At 45.9% G+C, this 26,305-nt stretch carries 22 protein-coding genes; 9 read left to right on the top strand and 13 right to left on the bottom strand.

Annotated elements, in window-relative coordinates; all coding sequences use genetic code 11:
* Positions 1-88: 88 nt before the first annotated feature.
* The 4 genes from glmM to rlmE all read right to left on the bottom strand — a co-directional run bounded on the left by glmM (position 89) and on the right by rlmE (position 5,102).
* A complete protein-coding gene (gene glmM / locus Xbed_RS05525) occupies positions 89-1,426 on the bottom strand; it encodes a phosphoglucosamine mutase (protein WP_086111932.1) in 1,338 nt (445 codons plus the stop codon).
* Positions 1,427-1,461: 35 nt separating this feature from the next.
* Positions 1,462-2,316, bottom strand: coding sequence for a dihydropteroate synthase (gene folP, locus Xbed_RS05520; RefSeq protein ID WP_086111931.1), 855 nt, complete (start codon positions 2,314-2,316; stop codon positions 1,462-1,464).
* Between the two features lie 122 nt (positions 2,317-2,438).
* Positions 2,439-4,424, bottom strand: coding sequence for an ATP-dependent zinc metalloprotease FtsH (gene ftsH, locus Xbed_RS05515; RefSeq protein WP_167371872.1), 1,986 nt, complete (start codon positions 4,422-4,424; stop codon positions 2,439-2,441).
* 48 nt (positions 4,425-4,472) lie between these two features.
* Positions 4,473-5,102: a 23S rRNA (uridine(2552)-2'-O)-methyltransferase RlmE gene (rlmE, locus tag Xbed_RS05510; protein WP_086111929.1), complete on the bottom strand. Its 630-nt coding sequence runs from the start codon at positions 5,100-5,102 to the stop codon at positions 4,473-4,475.
* A gap of 134 nt (positions 5,103-5,236) precedes the next feature.
* Between rlmE and yhbY the strand changes: the two genes are divergently transcribed.
* Positions 5,237-5,530 carry a ribosome assembly RNA-binding protein YhbY gene (yhbY, locus tag Xbed_RS05505; protein ID WP_139837455.1) on the top strand — a complete coding sequence of 98 codons (294 nt, stop codon included), beginning with the start codon at positions 5,237-5,239 and terminating at the stop codon, positions 5,528-5,530.
* A 196-nt stretch (positions 5,531-5,726) separates the two neighbouring features.
* On the opposite strand, the gene greA is transcribed toward yhbY, so the two are convergent.
* On the bottom strand, positions 5,727-6,203 hold the full coding sequence (gene greA / locus Xbed_RS05500; protein WP_086111927.1) for a transcription elongation factor GreA: 477 nt from the start codon (positions 6,201-6,203) through the stop codon (positions 5,727-5,729).
* Between the two features lie 272 nt (positions 6,204-6,475).
* Between greA and dacB the strand changes: the two genes are divergently transcribed.
* Positions 6,476-7,924 (top strand): serine-type D-Ala-D-Ala carboxypeptidase, encoded by a 1,449-nt coding sequence (dacB, locus tag Xbed_RS05495; protein ID WP_167371871.1) that lies wholly within the window; start codon positions 6,476-6,478, stop codon positions 7,922-7,924.
* Between the two features lie 79 nt (positions 7,925-8,003).
* On the opposite strand, the gene cgtA is transcribed toward dacB, so the two are convergent.
* The 3 genes from cgtA to rplU all read right to left on the bottom strand — a co-directional run bounded on the left by cgtA (position 8,004) and on the right by rplU (position 9,888).
* On the bottom strand, positions 8,004-9,173 hold the full coding sequence (gene cgtA / locus Xbed_RS05490) for an Obg family GTPase CgtA (protein WP_086111925.1): 1,170 nt from the start codon (positions 9,171-9,173) through the stop codon (positions 8,004-8,006).
* A 128-nt stretch (positions 9,174-9,301) separates the two neighbouring features.
* The gene (rpmA, locus tag Xbed_RS05485; RefSeq protein ID WP_086111924.1) at positions 9,302-9,559 is read right to left on the bottom strand and encodes a 50S ribosomal protein L27; all 258 of its coding nucleotides are present in this window, start codon (positions 9,557-9,559) and stop codon (positions 9,302-9,304) included.
* 20 nt (positions 9,560-9,579) lie between these two features.
* Positions 9,580-9,888, bottom strand: coding sequence for a 50S ribosomal protein L21 (gene rplU, locus Xbed_RS05480; protein WP_012986964.1), 309 nt, complete (start codon positions 9,886-9,888; stop codon positions 9,580-9,582).
* A gap of 250 nt (positions 9,889-10,138) precedes the next feature.
* Here rplU and ispB point away from each other — a divergent pair, with 250 nt between their 5' ends.
* Entirely contained in the window at positions 10,139-11,110 is a 972-nt protein-coding gene (gene ispB / locus Xbed_RS05475; RefSeq protein ID WP_086111923.1) for an octaprenyl diphosphate synthase, read from the top strand.
* 95 nt (positions 11,111-11,205) lie between these two features.
* Here the strand turns inward: ispB and Xbed_RS05470 are convergent, their stop codons facing one another.
* Together Xbed_RS05470 and Xbed_RS05465 are read right to left on the bottom strand one after the other, a co-directional pair.
* The gene (locus Xbed_RS05470; protein ID WP_086111922.1) at positions 11,206-11,586 is read right to left on the bottom strand and encodes a DNA-binding protein; all 381 of its coding nucleotides are present in this window, start codon (positions 11,584-11,586) and stop codon (positions 11,206-11,208) included.
* Positions 11,587-11,661: 75 nt separating this feature from the next.
* A complete protein-coding gene (locus Xbed_RS05465) occupies positions 11,662-12,009 on the bottom strand; it encodes a DNA-binding protein (protein WP_086111921.1) in 348 nt (115 codons plus the stop codon).
* A 187-nt stretch (positions 12,010-12,196) separates the two neighbouring features.
* Here Xbed_RS05465 and Xbed_RS05460 point away from each other — a divergent pair, with 187 nt between their 5' ends.
* Positions 12,197-12,463, top strand: a complete 267-nt coding sequence (locus Xbed_RS05460; RefSeq protein WP_086111920.1) for a helix-turn-helix domain-containing protein — start codon at positions 12,197-12,199, stop codon at positions 12,461-12,463.
* A gap of 117 nt (positions 12,464-12,580) precedes the next feature.
* On the opposite strand, the gene mdh is transcribed toward Xbed_RS05460, so the two are convergent.
* Entirely contained in the window at positions 12,581-13,519 is a 939-nt protein-coding gene (mdh, locus tag Xbed_RS05455) for a malate dehydrogenase (protein WP_086111919.1), read from the bottom strand.
* A gap of 503 nt (positions 13,520-14,022) precedes the next feature.
* On the opposite strand from mdh, the gene argR reads away from it, so the two are divergent.
* The gene (argR, locus tag Xbed_RS05445; RefSeq protein ID WP_086111917.1) at positions 14,023-14,493 is read left to right on the top strand and encodes a transcriptional regulator ArgR; all 471 of its coding nucleotides are present in this window, start codon (positions 14,023-14,025) and stop codon (positions 14,491-14,493) included.
* Positions 14,494-14,594: 101 nt separating this feature from the next.
* Here the strand turns inward: argR and mpl are convergent, their stop codons facing one another.
* A complete protein-coding gene (gene mpl, locus Xbed_RS05440) occupies positions 14,595-15,965 on the bottom strand; it encodes a UDP-N-acetylmuramate:L-alanyl-gamma-D-glutamyl-meso-diaminopimelate ligase (protein WP_086111916.1) in 1,371 nt (456 codons plus the stop codon).
* Between the two features lie 172 nt (positions 15,966-16,137).
* Between mpl and fbp the strand changes: the two genes are divergently transcribed.
* The 4 genes from fbp (at position 16,138) to ppa (ending at position 25,854) form a co-directional block, all read left to right on the top strand.
* Complete coding sequence (gene fbp / locus Xbed_RS05435; RefSeq protein ID WP_086111915.1) at positions 16,138-17,142, top strand: class 1 fructose-bisphosphatase; 1,005 nt, start codon at positions 16,138-16,140, stop codon at positions 17,140-17,142.
* A gap of 513 nt (positions 17,143-17,655) precedes the next feature.
* On the top strand, positions 17,656-21,234 hold the full coding sequence (locus Xbed_RS05430) for an inverse autotransporter beta domain-containing protein (protein ID WP_167371870.1): 3,579 nt from the start codon (positions 17,656-17,658) through the stop codon (positions 21,232-21,234).
* Positions 21,235-21,606: 372 nt separating this feature from the next.
* Positions 21,607-25,098, top strand: a complete 3,492-nt coding sequence (locus Xbed_RS05425) for an inverse autotransporter beta domain-containing protein (protein ID WP_167371869.1) — start codon at positions 21,607-21,609, stop codon at positions 25,096-25,098.
* Positions 25,099-25,323: 225 nt separating this feature from the next.
* Positions 25,324-25,854: an inorganic diphosphatase gene (gene ppa, locus Xbed_RS05420; protein WP_086111912.1), complete on the top strand. Its 531-nt coding sequence runs from the start codon at positions 25,324-25,326 to the stop codon at positions 25,852-25,854.
* A 103-nt stretch (positions 25,855-25,957) separates the two neighbouring features.
* Here the strand turns inward: ppa and Xbed_RS05415 are convergent, their stop codons facing one another.
* Positions 25,958-26,305, bottom strand: coding sequence for a gamma-glutamylcyclotransferase family protein (locus Xbed_RS05415; protein ID WP_086111911.1), 348 nt, complete (start codon positions 26,303-26,305; stop codon positions 25,958-25,960).

Raw genomic sequence — 26,305 nt, 5'->3', positions numbered from 1 at the left:
TTGAGCGGGTGTGAATACTAACCAAAGCGTTTCTGACACGCAAGATTATTTTTAAATACTGGTGCTGATTGAAGAAAAAATCAACAAATTAACCCATTTTTTTCACGGCATCCGCGATACGGTGCGCCAATGCGCTAACCTGTTCCTCATCTTCGCCTTCCACCATCACGCGAATTAATGGTTCTGTACCCGATTTACGCAACAGAACACGACCCCGGCCATTCAATTCAGTCTCCACGGATTTCACGGCCTCAAGCACAGGTTCTGATTGCAGAGGATCGGAATTGCCGGAAAAGCGAACATTAACCAGAATCTGAGGCAGAAGTTTCATGCCACTGCACAGGTCATGCAGGCTCATGTCATTGCGTACCATTGCACTCAGGACTTGCAATCCGGCGACAATACCATCGCCTGTCGTCGTTTTGTCCAGCAAAATCACATGGCCTGAATTTTCCGCGCCCAAGCGCCAGCCTTTTTCCTGCAATTTTTCCAGTACATAACGGTCACCGACTTTTGCACGTTCAAATGGGATGCCAAGCTGCTTCAACGCTAGCTCCAGCCCCATATTACTCATCAACGTACCCACGGCACCACCACGTAATTGCCCTTGTCTTAATGCCTCACGCGCGATGATATAAAGGATTTGGTCGCCATCCACTTTATGACCCAAATGATCAACCATGATGATACGATCACCATCACCATCAAATGCCAGGCCAATATTGGCCTGCTCTTCCAATACCCGCTTTTGCAGCAGGCGAACATCTGTCGCGCCACATTCTTCATTGATATTGATGCCATTCGGTTCACAACCGATGGTAATGACATCCGCACCCAGCTCTCTGAGGACATTGGGGGCAATATGGTAGGTCGCACCATTTGCACAATCCAAAACAATTTTCAGTCCATTTAAGCTCTGTTCACTAGGGAATGTCCCTTTACAAAACTCAATATAACGGCCCGCTGCATCAACGATGCGATTTGCACGCCCCAATTCGGCAGATTCCACACACGTCAGTGGCTTCTCCATTTCGGCTTCAATCGCCTCTTCAACATCATCAGGCAGCTTCGTCCCGTCAATGGAGAAGAATTTAATGCCGTTATCATAGTAAGGATTATGGGAAGCAGAAATGACAATGCCTGCTTCTGCACGGAAAGTACGTGTCAGATATGCCACGGCAGGGGTTGGCATCGGGCCAGTAAAGGATGCGGATAATCCTGCTGCGGCCAGCCCCGCTTCCAGCGCTGATTCCAGCATATAGCCTGATATTCGGGTATCTTTACCAATGATAATTTTGCGAGAACCATGACGGGCCAGTACTTTTCCCGCAGCCCAACCAAGTTTCAAAACAAAGTCTGGGGTAATTGGGGTATTACCCACTTTGCCACGGATACCGTCAGTACCAAAATATTTACGGCTACTCATAAATTTCTTTTTCCTTTGCTGAACGTATTCTTTGCTCACAGCGTGTTTTCTGACATCGCGTTCCGCGCAGACCGTGTTGCCTGAACGATTTGCATTGCCTGAACGGTTTCTTTTACATCATGCACCCGAATAATTTGAGCACCTTGCATGGCGGCAATCACAGCGCAGGCAACACTTCCTGTCACACGCTCTTGCGCGGGTACATGAAGTAATTGACCAATCATAGACTTACGTGACATTCCCGCCAGAATCGGCAATCCCAAACGATGGAACTCTTGCAGATGAGCCAATAGCTGATAATTATGCGACAAGTTCTTACCAAAACCGAAGCCTGGATCAAGGATCAAGTTATTTTTTGCGATTCCTGCCGCAATACAACGTTCAATTTGCCCTACCAAGAATGTTTCTACTTCTGACAAGACATCTTCATAATGTGGCTCTGTTTGCATTGAGCGAGGTTGACCCTGCATGTGCATCAAGCAGACTGGCAATCCGGTTTGTGCCGCCGCGTCGAGTGCCCCCGGTTCCTGCAATGCACGAATGTCATTGATGATATGGGCACCCGCCTTGGCTGACTCCCGCATCACAACGGCTTTTGACGTATCCACTGAGATCCAGGCGTCAAAACGTTGCGCCAGTGCTTCTATCACCGGAACAACGCGATCCAGTTCTTCCTGCTCACTCACCTCATGTGCACCAGGACGTGTCGATTCTCCCCCTACATCAATGATGGTTGCACCTTCATCAAGCATTTTAGCCGCATGTTTCAAGGCCGTATCAAGGGTGTTATGGGTTCCGCCATCGGAGAAGGAATCGGGAGTCACATTCAAGATCCCCATCACTTGCGGGCTGGAAAGATCGAGGACACGGCCTCTGGCTGTCAGTTTCATCTAGGGTGCCTTTAATGTCAAAACCCCAGGCAGAACCTGGGGTTTAATTTAAGAAGTTCAGTCCGTCAAATCCAAGGGCAGTCATTTGCCATCACCCTTGTTTTGTAAGATTGTTAACCTCGTTACGCCGTTGGATTATCATCCGCTGGTTTCGCCGTTGGTTGCGAAGCTGATGGCGTATGGCTGTTATTACTATTACTGTTACTATTACTGTTACTATTACTGTTACTATTACTGTTATTACTATTGCCGTTATTACTATTACCGCCACTATTGCCACCTTCCCAACCGGCCGGTGGACGTACTGTCGTTCGATTCATCAAATCATCAATCTGAGGAGCATCAATGGTTTCATATTTCATCAATGCATCTTTCATTGAGTGAAGAATATCCAAATTATCCATCAGAATCTGACGTGCACGCAGATAGTTACGATCGACGATAGCTTTCACTTCCTGGTCAATTAAACGAGCAGTGTCTTCAGACATATGTTTCGCTTTAGCAACCGAACGACCGAGGAAAACTTCACCTTCTTCTTCTGCATACAGCAATGGACCCAGTTTTTCTGAGAAGCCCCATTGTGTCACCATGTTACGTGCAATGGATGTTGCCACTTTAATATCATTGGACGCGCCAGTGGAAACACTGTCTACACCATAGATAATCTCTTCAGCTAAGCGCCCGCCGTATAAAGTTGAAACTTGGCTTTCCAATTTCTGACGACTTGCACTGATTTGATCGCCTTCTGGCAAGAAGAACGTGACACCCAACGCACGGCCACGAGGAATAATCGTGACTTTATGAACAGGGTCGTGTTCTGGCACCAAACGGCCGATGATGGCATGTCCGGCTTCATGGTATGCGGTAGCTTCTTTCTGTTCCTCCGTCATCACCATTGAACGACGTTCCGCGCCCATCATGATCTTATCTTTGGCTTTTTCGAATTCAACCATAGATACAACGCGCTTGTTACTGCGAGCCGCAAACAAAGCCGCTTCATTCACAAGGTTTGCCAGATCCGCACCGGAAAAACCCGGTGTGCCACGAGCAATGATAGAGGCATCAATATCAGTATCCAGAGGGATACGACGCATATGGACTTTCAGAATTTGCTCACGACCACGGACATCAGGCAGGCCAACGACAACTTGACGGTCAAAACGACCAGGACGCAGCAATGCAGGATCTAATACATCAGGACGGTTGGTTGCTGCGATAACGATAATGCCTTCGTTACCTTCGAAACCATCCATTTCAACCAGCATCTGGTTAAGTGTCTGTTCACGTTCATCGTGTCCACCACCCAAACCCGCTCCGCGCTGACGCCCTACTGCATCAATTTCGTCGATAAAAATAATACAAGGTGCAGCTTTCTTCGCTTGTTCGAACATGTCGCGAACACGGGAAGCCCCCACACCAACAAACATTTCAACGAAGTCAGAACCAGAAATGGTAAAGAATGGGACTTTGGCTTCACCTGCGATAGCTTTTGCCAGTAATGTCTTACCTGTACCAGGAGGCCCCACCATCAGGATACCTTTCGGGATCTTGCCACCCAGTTTTTGGAAACGGCCGGGTTCACGCAGATACTCAACCAACTCGCCCACTTCTTCTTTTGCTTCATCACAACCCGCAACATCGGCAAATGTGGTCTTGATCTGATCTTCAGTTAACATTCGGGCTTTGCTTTTACCAAAAGACATTGCCCCTTTACCGCCACCACCTTGCATTTGGCGCATAAAGAAGATCCAGACGCCAATCAGCAGTAGCATTGGGAACCATGAAATAAAGAGGGACGCCAACAGACCAGGCTGTTCTGGTGGTTCACCAACAACTTTTACCTGCTTATTGAGAAGGGTATCCAGCAGCTTCTCATCCAGAATTGGCATATAAGTGCTGTATTTTCCACCGTTGTCTTTCTTAGTGAAATCAATGTCACGACCCGAAATACGTACTTCGCTTACTTGATTCTGCGATATCTCACTGATGAAATTAGAGTAATCAACCCTACGACCGCTAGAATCGCTGGGACCAAAACTCTGGAACAATAACATCAAGACAACTGCGATGACTAACCAGAGAATCAGGTTTTTCGCCATGTCACTCAAGGGATTAACCTCATATTACAACTGTGTTAACAAATAGTAGTCAGGGTACTACACTTTCCGCCCTGTCGCTACAATGTATACTTCACGTGATCGTGCCCGCGAAGCTTCTGGTTTACGAATTTTTACTTTCGTAAAAAGGGAGCGTATTTCCCTCAGGTATTCATCAAAGCCTTCTCCCTGAAACACTTTGACAATAAAACTCCCCCCAGGGGCCAGCACATCACGACACATATCCAACGCTAACTCAATCAGATACATGGATCGGGGAATATCGACCGCGGGGGTTCCACTCATATTGGGAGCCATATCCGACATGACGACCTGGACTTTATTACCACCTACTCTTTCAAGCAATGTTTTCAATACAAGTTCATCACGAAAATCTCCCTGAAGGAAATCGACCCCCACTATCGGGTCCATCGGCAAAAGATCGCAAGCAATGACTCGCCCGCCATTACCAATTTGACTGACTGCGTATTGAGACCACCCTCCCGGAGCAGCGCCTAAATCAACAACGGTCATGCCCGGTTTAAAGATTTTGTCGCTTTGCTGTATCTCATCAAGTTTAAACCAAGCGCGAGAGCGAAGCCCTTTTTTCTGTGCCTGAAGAACATATTTATCACTAAAATGTTCTTGTAACCAGCGACTTGAGCTTGCTGAGCGTTTTTTATTGGCCATTGTTCTTTCCAACTATACTAATAAAGAGCCTTATTTTTGACACTCTTTTATCAAACCACACCACACTTTTATGGTGATAGATATGAGATGGCGGTAGAATATGTCGTTTTCAATCCCAACTAAGCAAAAAAACGATGACCCTTAACAAGAAACAAGTGCAATACCTGAAAAGTCTCGCTCATTCATTAAAACCTGTTGTTATGATCGGCAACAACGGGCTGACCGAAGGCGTATTGGCTGAAATCGAACAAACTCTTTCGCATCACGAGCTTATCAAAGTCAAAGTTGCAGGCGAAGAGCGCGAACTAAAAACTTTGATCGCTGAAGCGATTGTTCGTGAAACTGGTGCACATAATGTGCAAATCATAGGGAAAATGCTCGTTCTCTACCGCCCATCAAAAGAACGCAAAATCAGTTTACCTAAATAATCACGGCATACTTATACAAAAGTGCCATATCTTTTTACCATGATAAAAAAGGCCAGATCTGGCCTTTTTTATTCCATGTGTCCCGTCCTAAATAATTCGAGTTGCATCGCGGCGGCAAGGGAGCGAGTGCAGCCAACAAAGAGGCAACTTGAAGTATGACGGGTATAAGCGTGATAAGCGCTTACCATGGTGTCCATTAGAGATAATCTACGTTCAGCACTTCGTATTCCACTTGGCCGCCAGGTGTGGTGATAACAACCGTATCATCCACTTCTTTACCAATCAGGCCACGGGCGATCGGTGAATTCACGGAAAGAAGATTCTCTTTGATATTCGCTTCATCATCACCCACGATACGGTAAGTTTGCTCTTCATCTGAATCCACATTCAGTACCGTTACCGTTGCCCCAAAGATCACACGACCATTGTTGGTCATCTTCGTGACATCAATCACCTGTGCATTGGAAAGTTTGGCCTCAATCTCCTGAATACGGCCTTCGCAGAAACCTTGCTGCTCACGAGCGGCATGATATTCCGCATTTTCTTTCAAATCACCATGCTCACGCGCATCAGCGATTGCAGTAATAATTTGAGGGCGACGTACATTTTTCAAATGTTCTAATTCTTCGCGCAATTTATCCGCGCCACGTACCGTCATCGGAATTTGTTTCATTTATAAAACCTCTAAATCAATCCTAAGCCCAAACACATCTTCCTGATTTTTTTAATAACAGCACAATGAGCACACCCTATCAGGCGGGCACTCAGACAATAAAAGGAGCGCAAACCCAGCATAACCTGAGGTTCACAGACATATTTTAACTACTAATCTATCATTCTAACGTAGAGTTGATGATGGATCATCGTTTACTTTTCCCTAAATTGCACCTTAGTATTATTAATACAAATATTATTGGAATACATCCACCTTCATATGCGAGATCTATGGCTCTTTTAAAAATGACCAGCAGAATAGCTTGTATGCTCAGTTTGAGTCTGAGTGTTTTCAGTGCAACTGCCTCTTCCATTGAGGAAAGCGCTCAGTATTTGCCTACAGGGACGAATGCCCTATTCATCGCCCAGAAAGTGGGTTCAAAAACCCCGTTAGTGGATTATCACGGGGAACAGATGGCATTACCTGCGAGCACCCAAAAAATTGTGACCGCATTGGCAGCCCTGCTACAGCTTGGCAAGGATTATCACTTTGTAACCACACTGGAAAGTGATGCCGATATCTCTGAGGGTGCAGTAAAAGGTAATCTGACGGCTCGTTTTGTCGGTGACCCGATGCTGACACGTTCACAACTGCGCAGTATGGTTGAGACATTAAAGCAATCCGGCATAAAAGAGATTGAGGGTGACCTTATCATAGACGTTTCAATTTTCGCCAGCCACGATAAAGCGCCCGGCTGGGTCTGGAACGATATGACCCAGTGTTTCAGTTCTCCTCCGGCGGCCGCCATTGTGGATAAAAACTGTTTTTCGGTTTCACTTTACAGCTCAGAGCAACCCGGCGAATTGGCATTCGTCCGTGTTCCCTCTTTTTATCCGGTGAATGTATTCAGTGAAGTCAAAACATTAGCCAAAGGCTCGCCAGAAGCAAAATACTGTGAACTGGATGTCACAACCGGTGATCTCAACCGATATACGCTCACAGGCTGCCTGACTCAACGCGATGAACCACTCCCATTGGCATTCGCCATTCAGAATGGCGCCAGCTATGCCGGCACCATCCTGAAAAATGAACTGGCTATCGCAGGCATTGAGTTAAAAGGTTCTCTACGACGCCAATCACTTCCTCATCACCCAGAAAAAATTCTCGCCCTGAATCAATCTGTACCGTTACACAATATGCTTTCAGTCATGCTGAAAAAATCGGACAACATGATTGCGGATACCCTCTTCCGTACCCTCGGTCATCGCTATTTTAATGTTCCCGGAACATGGCGTACCGGCTCCGACGCGGTGCGGCAGATTTTGAAACAAAAAGCGGGAGTGGATTTAGGCAATACGGTCATGGTGGATGGTTCCGGCCTTTCACGCCATAATTTAATTACACCGGCAACCATGATGGAGATATTGCAATTTATTGGTCAGCACAATGATGAATTGGATTTCATCTCCATGCTGCCCAGAGCCGGATATGACGGCACTCTGGCTTATCGTCCGGGGCTGCATGAAGCGGGGATGGATGGTAAGATATTTGCCAAAACAGGTTCATTACAGGGCGTTTATAATCTGGCAGGCTTCATGACCGCCGCCAGCGGGCAGCAAATCGCTTTCGTCCAGTTTGTTTCTGCTTACTCTGTTTCTCCTGACAATCAGCGAACCCGCCGTGTTCCCTTGTCACGTTTCGAAAATCATTTATATAAATCGTTATACCTAAGTCATTGATAAAAAACGATTATTTAAACAAACAAAAAGGGCGCCAAAATAGCGCCCTTTTTTCATGTCCGAACCTCTGACGTGAAGACTAGTGTTTATAGATAAACTCAATGCCTTCGTCGTCTTCTTCGTCCCAGTCATCATCCAAATCTTCATCATCCGGTGATTGCTGCAACTGTTCTTTATGGTAGTCATCCCACATGAATTCAACTTTTTCAGGTTGGGATTCTTCTGACGTTTCCATGCTACGAGGCTGCGTCTTCATGAATTCCATGATATCCCAACAAAGCTCTTTCACGCCCTGACGGTTTACCGCTGAGATCATGTAATAATCACCTTCCCAGCCAAGCTCATCAGCAATGGTTTTAGCCCGCTGTTTTGCTTCTTCGGGATCGGTCAGATCCACTTTGTTGAATACCAGCCAACGTGGTTTTTCTGCCAGTTTTTCACTGTACTTGTGCAGCTCTTGAGTAATGATGCGAGCGTTTTCAACCGGATCAGACTCATCAATCGGGCAGAGATCAATCAAGTGCAGCAATACGCGACAACGTTCCAAATGCTTCAGAAAGCGAATACCCAGACCGGCACCTTCTGACGCACCTTCAATCAACCCCGGAATGTCCGCGACCACAAAACTTTGCTCGTTATCCATACGCACAACACCGAGGCTTGGCACCAACGTTGTAAAGGGATAATCGGCTACTTTGGGTTTGGCTGCTGAAACCGCCCGAATAAAGGTGGATTTACCTGCGTTTGGCATTCCCAGCATACCCACATCAGCCAGCAGCATCAGCTCCAGCATCAGCTCGCGGCTTTCTCCCGGCGTTCCCATCGTTCTTTGACGAGGGGCACGGTTAACAGAGGATTTAAAGCGGGTATTGCCAAGGCCGTGGAAACCCCCTTTTGCCACCATGAAACGCTGTTCATGACGCAGCATATCCCCAAGCACTTCTCCTGTGGCAATGTCGCGCACGCGAGTTCCGACCGGAACCTTGATGGTAATATCCTGACCACGTCTGCCGGTACAATCACGGCTTTGTCCATTTTGACCACGTTCGGCACGGAAGGATTTTTCAAAACGGTAGTCAATCAGCGTATTGAGGTTTTCATCTGCCAGCAGATAGACGTCACCGCCATCACCACCATCACCGCCGTCCGGCCCACCTTTTGGAATATATTTCTCACGACGGAAGCTGACGCAACCATTGCCACCATCTCCCGCTACAACCAGAATCCTGGCTTCATCTACAAATTTCATCACTTTTCTCCGTAGGATAGCCACTGTAAAACTGGATGGCAGCGAGTACCCAGAGATGGCGTAATCCAGAATATAAAAAGCCCCGCAACACATTGCAGGGCTTCCGATTCGATCAAGATCCAGAAAACTTATTCAGCTTCGATGCTGATAAATTTACGGTTTTTTGAACCTTTAACTTCGAATTTAATTTTCCCGTCAGCTAATGCGAACAGGGTGTGGTCACGGCCACAACCTACGTTGTTACCTGCGTGGAATTTAGTACCACGTTGACGAACGATGATGCTGCCTGCCAAAACAGACTCACCACCAAAACGTTTTACACCCAGACGTTTACTTTCAGAATCGCGACCGTTACGAGTCGAGCCGCCAGCCTTTTTGTGTGCCATTAATCTGCTCTCCTAAAATCTTAAGCGATGCCAGTGATTTTAACATCGGTGAACCACTGACGGTGGCCCTGCTGCTTACGGCTGTGTTTACGACGACGAAACTTAACAATTTTAATTTTCTCGCCACGACCGTGAGCAACAACTTCCGCTTTAACTTTAACGCCTTCAACTACTGGAGCGCCGATTTTGATGTCTTCACCATTAGCGACCATCAGCACCTGGTCAAACTCGACAGTTTCACCCGTTGCGATGTCCAGCTTTTCCAAGCGAATTGTTTGGCCTTCGCTTACTCGGTGTTGTTTACCACCACTTTGGAAAACTGCGTACATATAAACTCCGCTTTCCGCGCACCCCCTATAATTCTTTCCAGAGCGCGCTATAAAATATTCACAATAGGGCGCGAATTCTACGCAAAAACCGCTTGGAAGACAAGAGCAGAATTAGAACAGATGAGAAAAAAACAGAGTTTTTCGATTGTCATTTATTTGAACGGTTTTTCAAGTACAATCGATATATTGTGATATCTATTGATATGCTAATTAATGAGCACATCTCTGAATCAGAGTCCGAAGCCAAAACATGAACTTAGAATCGATAATAAAGCTCACCGCTGAGGATATGGCAGCGGTTAATGAAACCATTCTTAACCAATTAAATTCCGAGGTTGCACTGATCAACCAGCTTGGTTACTACATTATCAGTGGTGGTGGCAAACGCATCCGCCCAATGATTGCTGTGCTGGCTGGCAAGGCATTGCATTGCAAAGAAGAAAAGTACATCAAAGTGGCCGCTTTGATCGAGTTTATTCACACCGCCACTCTGCTGCATGATGATGTGGTTGATGAATCTGACATGCGACGGGGCAAAGCAACCGCCAATGCCATTTATGGTAATGCCGCCAGTGTCCTGGTGGGGGATTTTATTTATACACGCTCATTTCAGATGATGACGGATCTTGACTCCATGCGTGTATTAAAACTGATGTCTGATGCCACCAATGTGATTGCTGAAGGTGAGGTCATGCAGTTGATGAACTGCAATGACCCTGATATTGCCGAAGATGATTATATGCGGGTCATTTATAGTAAAACGGCTCGCCTGTTTGAGGTCGCTGCACATTCAGCCGCGATTCTGGCCAATGCCACCCCGGCACAAGAAATAGCGTTGCGCGATTATGGCCGTTATCTTGGTACGGCATTTCAACTCATTGATGACCTGCTGGATTATGATTCTGATGACAACACGCTCGGTAAGAATACCGGGGACGATCTGAACGAAGGCAAGCCAACATTGCCGCTTTTGCACGCCATGAACCACGGAACGCCAGAGCAATCGGCCCTGATACGCCGCGCGATTGAGCAAGGCAATGGCCGCCATCTGTTGGATGCGGTACTGGCAACAATGAAACAGTGCGGTTCACTTAAATACACCCGCCAACGGGCGGAGGAAGAAGCGGATAAGGCTATTTCAGCGTTGCAAATACTGGATGATTCTCCATACAAGGCGGCCCTTGTGGGATTGGCCCATGTCGCAGTACAGCGACTTTCTTGAGCCTGCTTTTTTGAAACAGGGTCTGAAACTGCTTTTTTGAACCTGTTTTTTTAAACCTGTTTTTTTAGACCTAAATAATCAGCATCCCGGATTGTTCAGTCCGGGATGCTGTCTTTATTGTCAATATCCTGAATGACGGCGTATTGAACAAGGCTGGCCAGCCCTTTTCTCAAAATAAACTTAACAATTCTTTCCCTTTCGGATTTGGTCAACTGATAATAAGCCTCCACCCAAATCATAAAGGGGTCCTGTCGCTTATTCCGGTAGTACTCGACCGAATTTTCACTGACAGTCAGTACACCCAGCACTTCCTCTGGCAAACTGTTGACACTATATTCCAATGCTTTTCCCTGCACTCCACGCTTACGGCGTTGTTCCCAACCCTCGCGTCTTGCCATCAGATTGACTCCTTGGGGAGACGATGGCAGCCCTGCGAGGCCGATGAGCTCTTTTGCAGAATACCATTCTTTTTTCATCTTTTTCTCCTCGCTTTATACTGGAACAGTGAAGAGAAAGCCAAATTTTAAACATTTGGCTTTTCAAAAGCTGTCTCAATTAGCTGTGATTTTTTCCAAAAAACTTCTGATGCCATCTCGTAATATCACTTCGGTAATTACCTCCTTTTCTTCCTCGCTGAGTAAATTGAATGCACTTACCCAAATGGACAAAGGATCTTGCTTCTGAACCTGATATTCCGCTGGTGTTTCATGAAGTTCCAAAGCCGTCAGAGTTGTCTCAGGAAAACAAGAGTAATGGTATTCAATTGCTCTTCCCTGAACACCCGCTCGTTTCTGCCGTAACCATTCTTCACGTTTTGCTCTGGCATTAACTCCTTGTGGTGATCTAGGTAACTCCCCTACACCGGTCAACTCCATTGCCGTATACCACTCTTTTTTCATAATGTTTCTCTATTTTTGTAACCAAGTTCAAAAAAGACGTTATTAAGAAAAAATTAGAAATATTTTTAGAAAAAATAATGGTATTTTATTTTCTTAATAACAGATTCGTGTTCGTTATTAATTTCACACTAACGCTTTAGTTATACCACTAATGTGGCTTCAAATTTAATAGGAAAGGATTAAAAAAATGATTTCTATGAAATCGGATTGGCATCCTGCTGATATTATTGCTGCTTTACGTAAACGAGGAACGACACTGGCTGCGGTTTCCCGTGAAGCGGGTCTGAGTTCATCTACTTTGGCGAATACACTTTCTCGCCCATGGCCTAAGGGAGAATGGATAATAGCTAATTACTTAGGATTGCATCCGTCTGAAATATGGCCAAGCCGTTATTTCAATCCACACACAGGAGAGCTATTAGAAAGAAAAATTCGAGATAAAAAAAATAATTAGCTAACAATATAATTATACGTGTTCAAAAAAAACCGCTAGTTATTTTTGAACTAGCGGTTTTAGTTAGCTAATATATTTAACTTAATTCGTATATTAATAAATTACGAATTAAATAAATTAACCATTAATAAATTTTTCGCCTAACTCAATATCTTTATTCAAAACATCCAGCATATTAGCGAGTGACTTCTGTTCGAAGTCACTCAACTTACCAATATCTAAACGCTCTTCGATACCCTTTTTACCCAAACGAACCGGTTGGGCAAAGAAACGGGCATGTTTACCGTCACCTTCAACATAGCTGCATTCAATCACGTTGCTTTCGCCTTGCAGGCCACGGATCAAAGAAAGCCCGAAACGTGCTGCGGCCTGTCCCATAGACAACGTTGCCGATCCGCCACCCGCTTTTGCCTCAACCACTTCAGTACCGGCGTTCTGGATACGTTTAGTCAATGCTTCAATTTCTTCATCAGTGAAGCGGACATCTGGAATTTGAGACAGCAATGGCAGAATGGTTACGCCTGAATGCCCACCAATCACCGGCACTTCCGTTTCTGCTACTTTTTTACCTTTCAGTTCAGCAACAAACGTATTGGAGCGGATAATATCCAATGTTGTCACACCGAACAGACGGTTTTTATCGTAAACACCTTCTTTTTTCAGAACCTCAGCCGCGATCGCCACAGTCGTATTCACTGGGTTAGTGATAATTCCGATTAATGCTTTTGGTGATGTTTTCGCAACTTGCTGAACCAGATTACGAATGATCCCGGCATTGATATTAAACAGATCGGAACGATCCATACCCGGCTTACGTGCCACACCCGCAGAAATCAATACCACATCTGCGCCTGCCAAAGCAGGGGTTGCATCTTCACCAGCAAAACCAGTGACTTTGACTTCCGTTGGGATATGGCTCAGATCGGCTGCCACACCCGGGGTCACCGGAGCAATGTCATACAAGGAAAGTTCTGAACCTGAAGGAAGTTGGGTCTTGAGTAGAAGGGCAAGTGCCTGACCAATACCACCGGCTGCACCGAGAACTGCAACTTTCATCCTGATACTCCTTAAATAAGTGCTGTAAAAAAACCGAAACCCTTCGTCTTTCAAGCTGCCGCTTTGTCGGCCGCGCGGCAGCTTGAAATCCATTGGGTAGAAACCTGTGCGGTGAAGAGCGTGCTTTCATTTTCCCATCATCGTGATAATGACAAAACCCATGACAAGGCAAGCTCTCAATCCCATTCATCACTACGTTCTAAAAACAATCTGTTAACAGCCAGATTATCCACTTAATGGCTTAACGATGGAACACCAAAGTTGTTTATTCTAGACAAAAGTCTTATCTGTTAATGAGATAACGGACACTTTTTTGAGAATTATTCTTGTAATAGGATTTATCGTCAACGTGATTGACTGACATTTTCTTTCCATACCAAAAACACCATTTAATTAACAATACATTCACTCCGCTTAATCTGGCTTTTTTCGTCTCTTTGTTGAATAAAAATTCACTTTTTTGCATAATAACCCCCTCATAACGGATGCAACGATGGTGAAATATGCGTGTTCCTTCGAAACAGGAAGATTTGGTAAAAGCGTTCAAGGCATTATTGAAAGAAGAAAAATTCAGCTCTCAGGGTGAAATTGTTTCAGCACTTCAGGACGAAGGGTTTGAAAATATCAACCAATCTAAAGTTTCCAGAATGCTGACAAAATTTGGTGCGGTCAGAACCCGCAATGCAAAAATGGAAATGGTTTACTGTTTGCCGGCAGAAATGGGGGTTCCTACCGCCACCAGCCCATTAAAAAATCTGGTATTGGATGTCGATTATAACCACAGTGTCGTGGTGATACGTACCAGCCCGGGTGCAGCACAGTTAATTGCACGCCTGTTGGATTCATTGGGTAAAGCAGAAGGTATTCTTGGCAGCATTGCAGGTGATGACACCATTTTTACCACCCCTGCTCAGAACCTGACGACACAACAGCTCTATGAAGCCATTCTCAACCTGTTCGAACAAGAACTTTAAAGGGTTCTGGCCTATCCCTAAACACCAAAAAATAGAAATGGCAGATTAATAAAGAGGAACGTCCAGCAAGGGCGATCCTCTTGCGCGTGTGAACTTTCCAATTAGGCCGCTTGTTCTTTTTTAGCTAATTCGGTCAGCAACTTTTTATGAATGCCACCAAATTCCCCGTTGCTCATAACCAGAATGTGATCGCCGGGCTGTGCCGTTTCAACAATCATCCGCACTAAAACATCAATGTCCGCGCTCCAACGAGCAGGCTGTATACACTGTTCAGCAATTTCAATCACCTGCCACGGAATATTGGCGGGCTGATAGAGAAAGACTTCATCGGCACGCCCCATGGAAGGCGCAATATCATTTTTGCTCATCCCCATTCTCATGGTATTCGAACGCGGTTCCAATACGGCGAGAATACGCGCCATTCCGCCCACTTTACTTCTTAATGCTTCCATTGTGGCTAAGATCGCGGTGGGATGATGAGCAAAATCATCGTAAACCGAGATCTCATTCACTTTTCCACAGAACTCAAGGCGACGGCGGGCATTAATGAATTCACCCAATACCTGACAGGCATCTACGGGCTGAACCCCAACATGATGGGCTGCGGCAATCGCCATCAATCCATTGTGCATATTGTGCTCGCCCACTAATGACCCATTCACTTCGCCAACTAATTCACCATGATGGAAGACCTGGTAGTGACTGCTATCCTGACTCACTTTTTTTGCCTGCCAGTTTCCGCTTTCCCCCATCAGTTCCAGCTCACTCCAGCAGCCCATTGTAAGTACCTGCTTCAGGTTAACGTCATTATCGGGAACTATGATCTTACCCGTCCCCGGAACCACTCTGACAAGATGGTGGAATTGTTTTTGAATGGCGGCCAGATTTTCGAAAATATCGGCATGATCAAATTCAAGATTGTTCATGATCAATGTACGGGGGCTATAATGAACGAATTTTGAACGCTTATCAAAAAAGGCACAGTCGTATTCATCCGCTTCAATCACAAAGAATGGGCTTGAACCTATTTGCGCTGAAACATCGAAATTACCCGGCACACCACCGATTAAAAATCCCGGTTTATAGCCACAGGCTTCCAGGATCCATGCCAGCATACCCGCCGTTGTTGTTTTGCCGTGGGTTCCCGCGACAGCCAGTACCCAACGTTCCGGCAAGACATGCTCATGCAGCCATTGCGGGCCGGAAGTATAAGGAATACCACGATCCAACACGGCTTCCACACAGGGGTTGCCACGCGTCATCGCATTACCAATGATCACTCTATCTGGCACCGGATCAAGCTGCGCAGGATCGTATCCTTGAATCAGCTCAATGCCCTGTTTTTCCAGCAAAGTACTCATTGGTGGATATACATTAGCATCGGAACCAGTGACTTCATGACCCAGTGAACGGGCAAGGATAGCCAGCCCCCCCATGAAAGTACCGCAGATGCCAAGAATATGAATACGCATTTATTTCTACCCAATATCATGAACTGTGTCACTATTCTAACCCTCTAATCCGAGATTAGAAATGCAATAGCCTATTAATCATCTGATTCTTTAGCTAAACTGCCCGCGCATAAGTGCAACACAAACGTGAAGCACGCTTCCTCAAACCACACTCAAATTCAAGGCCTTTGTCATGAAAACATTAGGCGAATTCATCGTCGAAAAACAGCAAGACTTTCCTCATGCTACGGGTGAACTGACAGCCCTGCTATCTGCCATCAAGTTAGGTGCCAAAATCATTCATCGGGATATCAACAAAGCCGGATTGGTGGATATTTTAGGGACGAGTGGCGTCTCCAATGTTCAGGGGGAAGTTCAGATGAAACTGGACTTGTACGCCAACGAAAAACTTAAGGCAGCACTCAAGGCTCGCGGCGAAGTGGCAGGCATTGCTTCCGAAGAAGAAGACGAGATCGTTGTTTTTGATGGCGACAGGGCAGAAAACGCGAAATATGTTGTTTTGATGGACCCACTGGATGGTTCTTCGAATATTGATGTAAACGTTTCCGTCGGGACTATTTTTTCCATTTACCATCGAATTACGCCGATTGGACAACCCGTGACAGAAGAAGATTTCCTCCAACCGGGAAATCGTCAGGTTGCCGCAGGTTATGTGGTTTATGGTTCATCCACCATGTTGGTTTACACCACGGGTTGTGGCGTTCACACTTTTACTTATGATCCTTCCCTTGGGGTTTTCTGCCTTAGCCATGAAAAAGTCCAATTTCCAGAAAAAGGCAATATGTACTCTATCAACGAGGGAAACTACATCAAATTTCCGCTGGGGGTGAAAAAGTACATCAAATATTGTCAGGAGCAGGATGAGGCCACTCAACGCCCTTACACCACCCGTTATATCGGTTCTCTGGTTGCAGATTTCCATCGTAATTTATTGAAAGGCGGCATCTATATTTACCCAAGTACAGCCAGCCATCCGACAGGAAAACTGCGTCTACTGTACGAATGCAACCCCATTGCGTTCTTGGCAGAACAGGCGGGGGGTAAAGCCAGTGATGGGGTGAACCGCATTCTGGATATCGTCCCCAATAAACTACACCAACGTGTTCCTTTCTTTGTGGGTACAAGATCGATGGTAGAGAAAGCAGAAAGTTTCATGGCTGAATTTCCTGATAAGTAAGCCATCTGATTAAGCCATCCTTATAACGAAAAAGAGGTGATTTTTCCGCCTCTTTAATCACTTCTTTCATCTTTCAAACCGTCGATTTATTCCCGTCCATATCTATACCCGTCATACTTCAAGCTGCCTCTTTGTTGGCTGCACTCACTCACCCCGGTCACATAGTTATCTATGCTCCCGGGGATTCGCTCCCTTGCCGCCGCGATGCAACTCGAATTATTTTGGGTATATGTATGCGGAATTAAACACAGAACTTCCCCTGCCTTTTTAATCATTCTGCCTCACAAAAAAATAACCCCGACGTCATTAAAGCAATTACTTTTAATTATCAACTGATAATAATTTTCTATTACGCAAGATAACAAAAAACTTTCTAATGTATGTAAACATGGGGTGGAAATATCTCTTTTAAATTAATTGGATATCTAGACTCAATCAATGTTTAACCCTGGAACATCAAAGACGTGATAATTAAGCACTGGCGAAAGCCCATATTTCATGAGGAACTCATATATGGACTCGTATATTAGTCATAAAGTTTTTCGACTTTCTGTGCTGGTATATTCTCTTTTTTTACCTTTTACGCCAATCAATGCCTTTTCGGCAGGTGAAAAAAATGATCAGACCAAAACAGAGAGGAAGTTTTTAAATAAATCGCAAGATCAAGCCAACAATGAGGAAGGGATTGACGGAGGGATGATTGCCCACAATATCCAGCGGATCAGCAATGTGCTGTCCTCTTCGCCGTCCCAGTTAACCGAGCAGGCGAAGTCCTACGCGAAGTCCTATGCGTTGGGCAAAATCAATCATACGATCTCCAGTGAGGCACAAAAATGGCTGTCTCAATTGGGTACGGCCAACATTGATTTTTCCCTCGACCACAAAGGCAAGCTGGATAGGGGTTCCCTTGATCTGCTGTTACCCCTCTACGACAATCAAGCGGACTGGCTGCTGTTCTCCCAATTGGGTTATCGCAATAGCGACAACCGCCACACCATAAACCTGGGCCTGGGAGGGCGTTATTTTACCCCCGATTGGATGTATGGATTAAATACGTTCTTTGACCATGACGTCACCGGAAGAAATCAACGTCTGGGTTTAGGGGGAGAGGCCTGGACCGATTACGTCAAACTTTCGGCCAATACCTACTGGCGCCTGAGCCAATGGCGTCAGTCACCGAAAGAGCAAGACTATGAAGAACGCCCGGCCAACGGGTTTGACCTCAATAGCGAGTTTTTCTTGCCGGCTTACCCGAATCTGGGCGGTCACTTGGCCTATGAACAATACTTCGGTGATAACGTCGCGTTGTTCAATCGCGATACCAAACAGAAATCCCCTTCCCTTGCCAGGATCGGGCTGAATTATACCCCGATCCCACTGGTCACAATGGGCGTGGATTATAAGCTCGGCAACAGTAACCACAGTGAAACCCTCTTCCGGGCCAACCTGAATTACCGTTTCGGCGTCCCGTTAGGGACACAGTTATCACCTGACAACGTGGCTTCCATGCGCACTCTGGCCGGCAGCCGCTATGATTTAGTCCAGAGAAACAACAAGATCGTGCTGGACTACAAGAAGAAGCCCGAACTGACGCTTAGCCTGCCCGGTGACTTACGCGGATACAGTGGTCAGCTCGTCCGGGTCACGCCCAATGTGACCACCAATACGTCGTTGAAATCTATTCACTGGACACCCGGTGACAGGTTCAAAGAAAACGGCGGACTGATGACCTCCCTCACGAGTTCCCATGATACTAATGTCATTCTGCCGAAGTATAATGCCAACGCGGGCGACGAGGCGAACACCTATCTCCTGTCTGCCATCGCGGAAGGAGAAAACGGCACTAAATCGAAAGCGGCTCACATGAATCTGCGGGTTGAGCCTTTTGTCATTAAAGACCAAAGCATCGAGCCAAGTGACGGAGATCTTTTCTCCTACGATCTGGCAGCGACCATCACTTACGGCAATGAAAATAACCCGCCGGTTAAAGGGGCGGTCATTCCGGATGTCAAATGGACTCTTGATCCCCCGAATGATCAGGCAAAACTGATCTGGGATCCAACCGGCGAACTCAATGAACAGGGTCAGCTCACCGCCAGCCTGACCAGTACCGAGCCTCTCCATCAGGATACCAAGGTTTATCTGGCTATGGACGGTATGCCTAAAGTGGAGATCAAAGGCGACAACCCGCTGGTTTTTTCCAATATTGAAACCCGATACAACGTTGTAACGTATTCGGTGGAGCCTACAGGCCCGCTTTCAACGCGGGACAAAAATAATATTTATCGCTTTAAGACCACTCTCTCAGATAAGGAAGGATATCTGATTAAAAACAGGAAGATCATGTCCACATGGAGTGTAAAACAGGGTAATGACGATCTTAAAAATGATCATGAAGTCACATTCACTCCGGGTACGTCCACCGATGACAAAGGTCAATTGATTGCCACCCTGCAAAGTACCAAAGAGCTGAACAATGTCATCGTTACGCTCACTCTGGGTGAACAACAAGAATCGTTTGATCCGGTCAGCTTTGTCGATGATTCCCGTAGAGATCATATTACAGCGATCCGCTTTGATAATCCGGGTCCTTACGTCGCATCGGCTGACACTCCACAAACGGTTAAAGTCACGCTAGTGGATAAGGACGGCAATCCCTATAAGAGCAATGCAAGCATCTCGCATCTTCAATGGTTCACTGAACCCGGTGAGCTGAAGGACAAGGGATTTCATATTAAACCCGCTAACGGTGCCTCAATTTTCTCCACCGGTCCGGGCGGTATACTTGAGGTGAGTATCACCAATACCCATGCCATGAAAGATATCAAACTGGGCTTTTCAATCGCTGACGGGCCGGTATTCTACTCTGAACCCTTCGAGTATACTGCCCCAATCATAACGGCTAAACTTAAAGAGCCGATAGACGTCTTGACCATCCCGGCGTCAGATCAAGAAAAGGGAGGCAAGCTCTATAAATTTAAGGTAAAAGTCGTTGACGATAAAAAAGGAGAACCGCTTAAGAATCAGAGCATTAAGGATGTCACCTGGAGTACGCTATGGCAGGATAAGCCCAACCATTTGCCGAAACTCCTTGAAATCCAGAAACCTCAAGATGCTGAAGACTGGACGACCGATGACGACGGTTATTTGACCGCTTATCTGGCGAGGAAAGAAGGTTCGAAAGGGGGGATTAACGACTTGGCGATCAGCGTCACCGTGGGTTCTGACAAGCCATTGCAGTCCCATACGATGAATGTCGCGCCGGTAGAGCAGCCGACACGGTTACGGTTAAGTGCAAAAGGTGACAGAGAGAATGGCGTATACACGGATTATAACCCTGAAGATTCTAAACAACATCTACCTGGCTTCCTGACCGCCCAAACCACCCTCAGGCTGCTCAGGCCAGAGGACGGGCAAGAGATCAACCCAGATCTGCGCCAACAAGGAAAAGGGATGCAGATAAGTTTGAGAACCGACCCTCCAAAAAATGGACTCATCGTGGACAATGCGGAGCTTACGGTGTTCGTAGCTGCGATAGAGAAGAATCCAGCTAGCATTTGGAATGTAAAAGTTATCGCCAGCTTAACGGATAACACAACGGGCGAAAGCTCTGAGTACAGTTATCTGCTCCAGCCCTACTTTTATGCATATCTGCCTAATTATCCTACTGATAATAGCGCCTCCTTCAACGACAATCATTTCACGGTTCCCCTGAACGGGAAAGGAAAAAATGAGACTTGTGAAAACATGAGCATACAACTGAATGAGCTGAAACTGCTTATACCAGTCACACCGACAATTTATGAGATTGGATCACCGGGTAGCTCGGTATCCGAGCCCTACGTTCGTCAATTTGGCCCAAGATACAAATGGGCTGGCATTTATCCACCGCTAATCATCCGGGGAAATGGCCCCAACAAGACGTTTAATAATTATTGGGATCTGATTAAAATCAGAAACCTAAGCGGAAGTTCAGACACCCCTTATTCGGCCTATTCGCTTAGTGAGTGGAAACTTGAGCCCGGAGAAGACGACAAGGCATTGTTATTCTGTCTGATAAGCATGTCGGATTTACACTCTCTGGGGATGTAATAGAAAGTAAGATACTGAATTATTGTTAATATTAATTAAGCACAGTCTCAATACTTATTGGGGCTGTGTTTTTTTATTGCGTTTTCACCCACAGAGTTATCCCGCATTGTTTCTTTTATAAAAAATTCCAATTTCTCCTTATCAATAAGCCCCAACCCAGTGTCATTCATGTGATTACTTTTATTTATCAGCCGATAATAATTTTCCATTACGCAAGATAACAAAAAACTTTCTAATGTATGTAAGTACGGGATAGCAATATCTCTTTTAAATTAATTGGATATCTAGACTCAACCAACATTTAACCTTGAAACATCAAAGACGTGATGCTTAAGCACTGGCGAAAGCCCATATTTCATGAGGAATTCATATATGGACTCGTATATTAGTCATAAAGTTTTTCGACTTTCTGTGCTGGTATATTCTCTTTTTTTACCTTTTACGCCAATTAATGCCTTTTCGGCAGGTGAAAAAAATGATGAAACCAAAACAGAGAGGAAGTTTTTAAATAAATCGCAAGATCAAGCCAATAACGAAGATGGTATTGACGGGGGAGTCATTGCCCACAATATCCAGCGGGTCAGTAATGTGCTGTCTTCTTCTCCGTCCCAGTTAACCGAGCAGGCGAAGTCCTACGCGTTGGGTAAAATCAATAATACGATATCCAGTGAGACACAAAGATGGCTGTCTCAATTTGGTACGGCCAAAATTGATTTCTCCCTCGACCGCAAAGGCAAGCTGGATAATAGCTCTCTTGATCTGCTGTTACCCCTCTACGACAATCATGCAGACTGGCTGGTATTCTCCCAATTGGGTTATCGCCATAAAGACAGCCGCCATACCGTAAACCTCGGTCTCGGAGGACGTTACTTCACCCCCGATTGGATGTATGGATTAAATACGTTCTTTGACCATGACGTTACAGGGAAAAATAAACGTCTGGGTTTAGGGGGAGAGGCGTGGACAAACTACGTCAAACTTTCGGCCAATACCTACTGGCGCCTGAGCAAGTGGCATCACTCACCGAAAGAGCAAGACTATGAAGAACGCCCGGCCAACGGATTTGACCTCAATGGCGAATTTTTCTTGCCGGCTTACCCGAATCTGGGCGGTAAATTGGGCTATGAACAATACTTCGGCGATAATGTCGCATTGTTCAATCGCGATACCAAGCAGAAAAACCCTTCCCTTGCCAGAATCGGGCTGAATTATACCCCAATCCCACTGATCACGATGGGTGTGGATTATAAGCTCGGCAGCAATAATCACAGTGAAACCCTCTTCCGGGCCAATCTGAATTACCGTTTTGGCGTTCCTTTAGGAACACAGGTTTCACCTGACAGCGTGGCTTCCATGCGCACCCTGGCCGGCAGTCGCTATGATTTAGTCCAGAGAAACAACAATATCGTGCTGGACTACAAGAAGAAGATCGAATTAACGCTTGGCCTGCCCAGTGATTTACGCGGGTACAGTGGCCAGCTCGTTCAGGTCAAGCCCAATGTGACCACCAATACGTCGTTGAAATCTATTCACTGGACACCCGGTGAAGGGTTCAAAGAAAACGGCGGGCTGATTACCTCTCTCCCGAATGCCCATGAAGCTGGTGTCATTCTGCCGAGGTATAATGCCAGCGCGGGCGACGGGGCAAACAACTATATCCTGTCTGCCATCGCAGAAGAAGAGGGAGGCAGTAAATCGAAGGCCGCCCACATGAATCTGCTGGTTGAGCCTTTTGTCATTAAAGACCAAAGCATCAAGCCAAATGCCAAAGATCCTTCATCCTACGATCTGGCAGCGACCATCACTTACGGCAATAAAGACAACCCGCCGCTCAAAGAGGTGGCCATTCCAGATGTCAAATGGACCCTTGAACCCCCGAATGATCATGCAAAACTGACCTGGGAGCCAACCGGAACACTCAATGAACAGGGGCAGCTCACCGCCACCCTGACCAGTCGCGATCCTCTCCAGAAGGATACCAAGATTTATCTGGCTATGGACGGAATGCCTAAAGTGGAGATAAAACGCGACAGCCCGCTTGTGTTTGCAAACGGATACAACATTAAAACGCATTCGGTGGAGCCTACAGGCCCGCTTTCAACGCAATCGGCATCGCCACCGACTTATTTCTTTAAGGCTATTATTTCAGACGAAGAAGGATATCCGGTTAAAAACAAGGAGATAGATGCCACATGGATTATGAAACAGGGTGATACCGTTCTTCAAAGTAATGTTGACACCACGTTCGGCTCGAACATGACCACCGACGATCAAGGTCAATTGACTGCCCAATTGATAGGTCAAAAGGCGGTGAAAGATATCATCGTGACGCTTGTTCTGAATGGGAGTAAACAACAAATATCTTTTGATCCGGTCAGTTTTATCGATGATTCCCATAGCACGCGTGTGACAGAAATCAACTTTGATAAACCTGGCCCTTACATCGCAGTGTCTGACCGTCAACACAAGGTTACAGTCAAGATAGTGAAAGCGGATGGCACCCCCTATGCCCCGAAAACAGCGATCCCAAATCTTCAGTGGTTCATTAACCCCAGTGATCTGAAAGATAAAGGATTTACGGTTAAACCCGATGCCACCACCAATGGAAACGGTGACCTTGAGGCAACTTTCACCAATAGCCATGCCATGAACGGTATTAGCCTGGGCTTTTCAATCGATGGCGGAGCGGTCTTCTACTCTCAACCCTTCGATTTTACTGCCCCTGACGATGCAACATTAGCTGCTAAACTTGTAGGGCCGGTAGAGGTCATCGCCATCCCTGATTCAGAGAAGGGCGGCAATGAAGGAAGGCTCTATACACTTAAAGTAAAAGCCGTTCACAATAAAACGGGAGACCTGCTGAAAGATCAGAGTATTAAGGATATCACCTGGAGTACGATGTGGAAGAAGGAAGCCAACCATTTGCCGGAACTCCTTGAAATCCAGAAACCTCAGGATGGTGAGGGCTGGGTGACCGATAGCGAGGGTTATTTGACCGCTTATCTGGCCAGAAAAGAAGGCAAGAAAGGTGGGATTAACGACTTAGCGGTCAGCGTCGCCTTCGGTTCTAACCAGCCATTGCAGTCCGATGCGACTATCAGCATCAAGCCGATAGAACAAACGGCAGGGCTACGGTTAAAGGCACAAGGTGAACCGTTTGATCCATACAAGGATTATCAACCTGAAGATAGCGGTACCGGATTCCCTCGCTACCTGACTCCAAAATCCTACTTCTCACTGTTGAGAGCAGGGGATAAGCAGGAAATCACCCCAGCTCTACGCGAAAAAATGGATATAGACCTGAAAATCGACTCTAACGGCCTTGGGCTTGCCCTTAACAATACGGCACTTACGATAGAGGTACCGCAAGTGCTTATTTCAATCACTAATGAAGCAAAGATTATCGCCAATTTAACGGATAAAGCGACAGGCGAAATAACTGTGCATAGTTATACTATGAAGCCCAAATATTATGCACATGTTGCTACAACTGGAACCCCATCGAATCCGTCGTATATAGTGGCTCAATACAAAAAGGATACAGGCCCAGATGCTACTTGTGAAACGCTTCGTTCCGGTCCAGAAATCACTCCGGACTACACTGATCTGGGAATAGAGTCGTCAAATCCCGATACTGCTTACGGTAGGCAATTTAGTAAGGATTTCATTCTCTATGGTGTTTTCGACCCCAAAAAGCCGGTGTATCCATACGTTAAAATCAAACACACATTCGCCAAAACGGGAACTCAATATCTGCTCTATAACCGTCATAAAAGGAACCTCCCTATAATTGAGGCCCCTGATGATTTGACATACTTACTCTGTCTGAAAGACCTAGAAGGAGGAACGCCTTCAGCGCAGTGATGTAACGTGACTGAATAACCCTTAATTAGCACAGCCTCAATCATGATTGGGGCTGTGCTTTTTTCTCCCTTACCGTATTCTTACCGCATTGAATATCCAACATGAAATTGCCCGTCATCTTGCTTATCCGTAGTGACCTTCAACCGAAAAATCAGAGAACTTTAAACCTGTTTTGTCTATAATGCTCCGCACTCCATGTTGGTTTTAAATTGAAGGAAACCTTTTATGAGCCTGAACAACGTACCGGCGGGAAAAGAACTGCCAGAAGATATCTATGTCATCATTGAGATCCCGGCAAATGCAGACCCCATCAAATATGAAGTAGACAAAGAATCCGGCGCTCTGTTTGTAGACCGTTTCATGTCAACGGCGATGTTCTATCCATGCAACTACGGCTATATCAACAATACGCTGTCCCTTGACGGTGACCCGGTTGACGTATTAGTTCCAACACCTTATCCATTGCAGCCGGGTTCCGTGATCCGCTGCCGCCCGGTCGGTGTTCTGAAAATGTCCGATGAGTCGGGTGAAGATGCAAAACTGGTTGCTGTTCCTCATACCAAATTGAGCAAAGAATACGATCACATCAAAGATGTGACTGATTTGCCTGAATTGCTGCGGGCGCAAATCACCCATTTCTTTGAACATTACAAAGATCTGGAACAAGGCAAGTGGGTTAAAGTCGACGGGTGGGACAATGTTGAAGCGGCTAAAGCCGAAATCCTGTCTTCTTTCGAACGTGCAGCAAAAAAATAATCCTGACGAATAAGTGCAGTTTTTGATGCAAAAAAACCTCTGTCCCTTATCGGGAGAGAGGTTTCATGAAAAAACAGAAAATCATCCAGCGAATGGCTGATGTTTATTTTTCTTCCCGGCGTTTTAACCAATCACCACTTGTGATCCGATGTAATCCCTCTACAGGCAGTTTGTAGAGATAGATCCATGCCTTGCCGTAAGGTGTTTCAATGAGTTCCCTTCGATATTCCTGAGAGTTTTTTTTCAACTCATCCAGCTCTGTCAATATCGGTGGCGTAATGCGGTATACTTCGCATTCAATCGTTCCTTCACCACGAATAACCGCCGGATAATGCCCAAGGTCATAAATCTCATAACCTTCTAATGTGTGTTCTCCTAACAGTTGGGCATCCGTCATCCAGTGATGATTACCTTGTTGGCGCCTCAGGCTGCCATAAACAATAACTCGCAT

The sequence above is a fragment of the Xenorhabdus beddingii genome (assembly GCF_002127545.1).
Classification (GTDB): Bacteria; Pseudomonadota; Gammaproteobacteria; order Enterobacterales; family Enterobacteriaceae; genus Xenorhabdus; species Xenorhabdus beddingii.
Note: the sequence above shows the minus strand (reverse complement) of the source record. Positions and strands in the feature narration are given on the sequence as shown.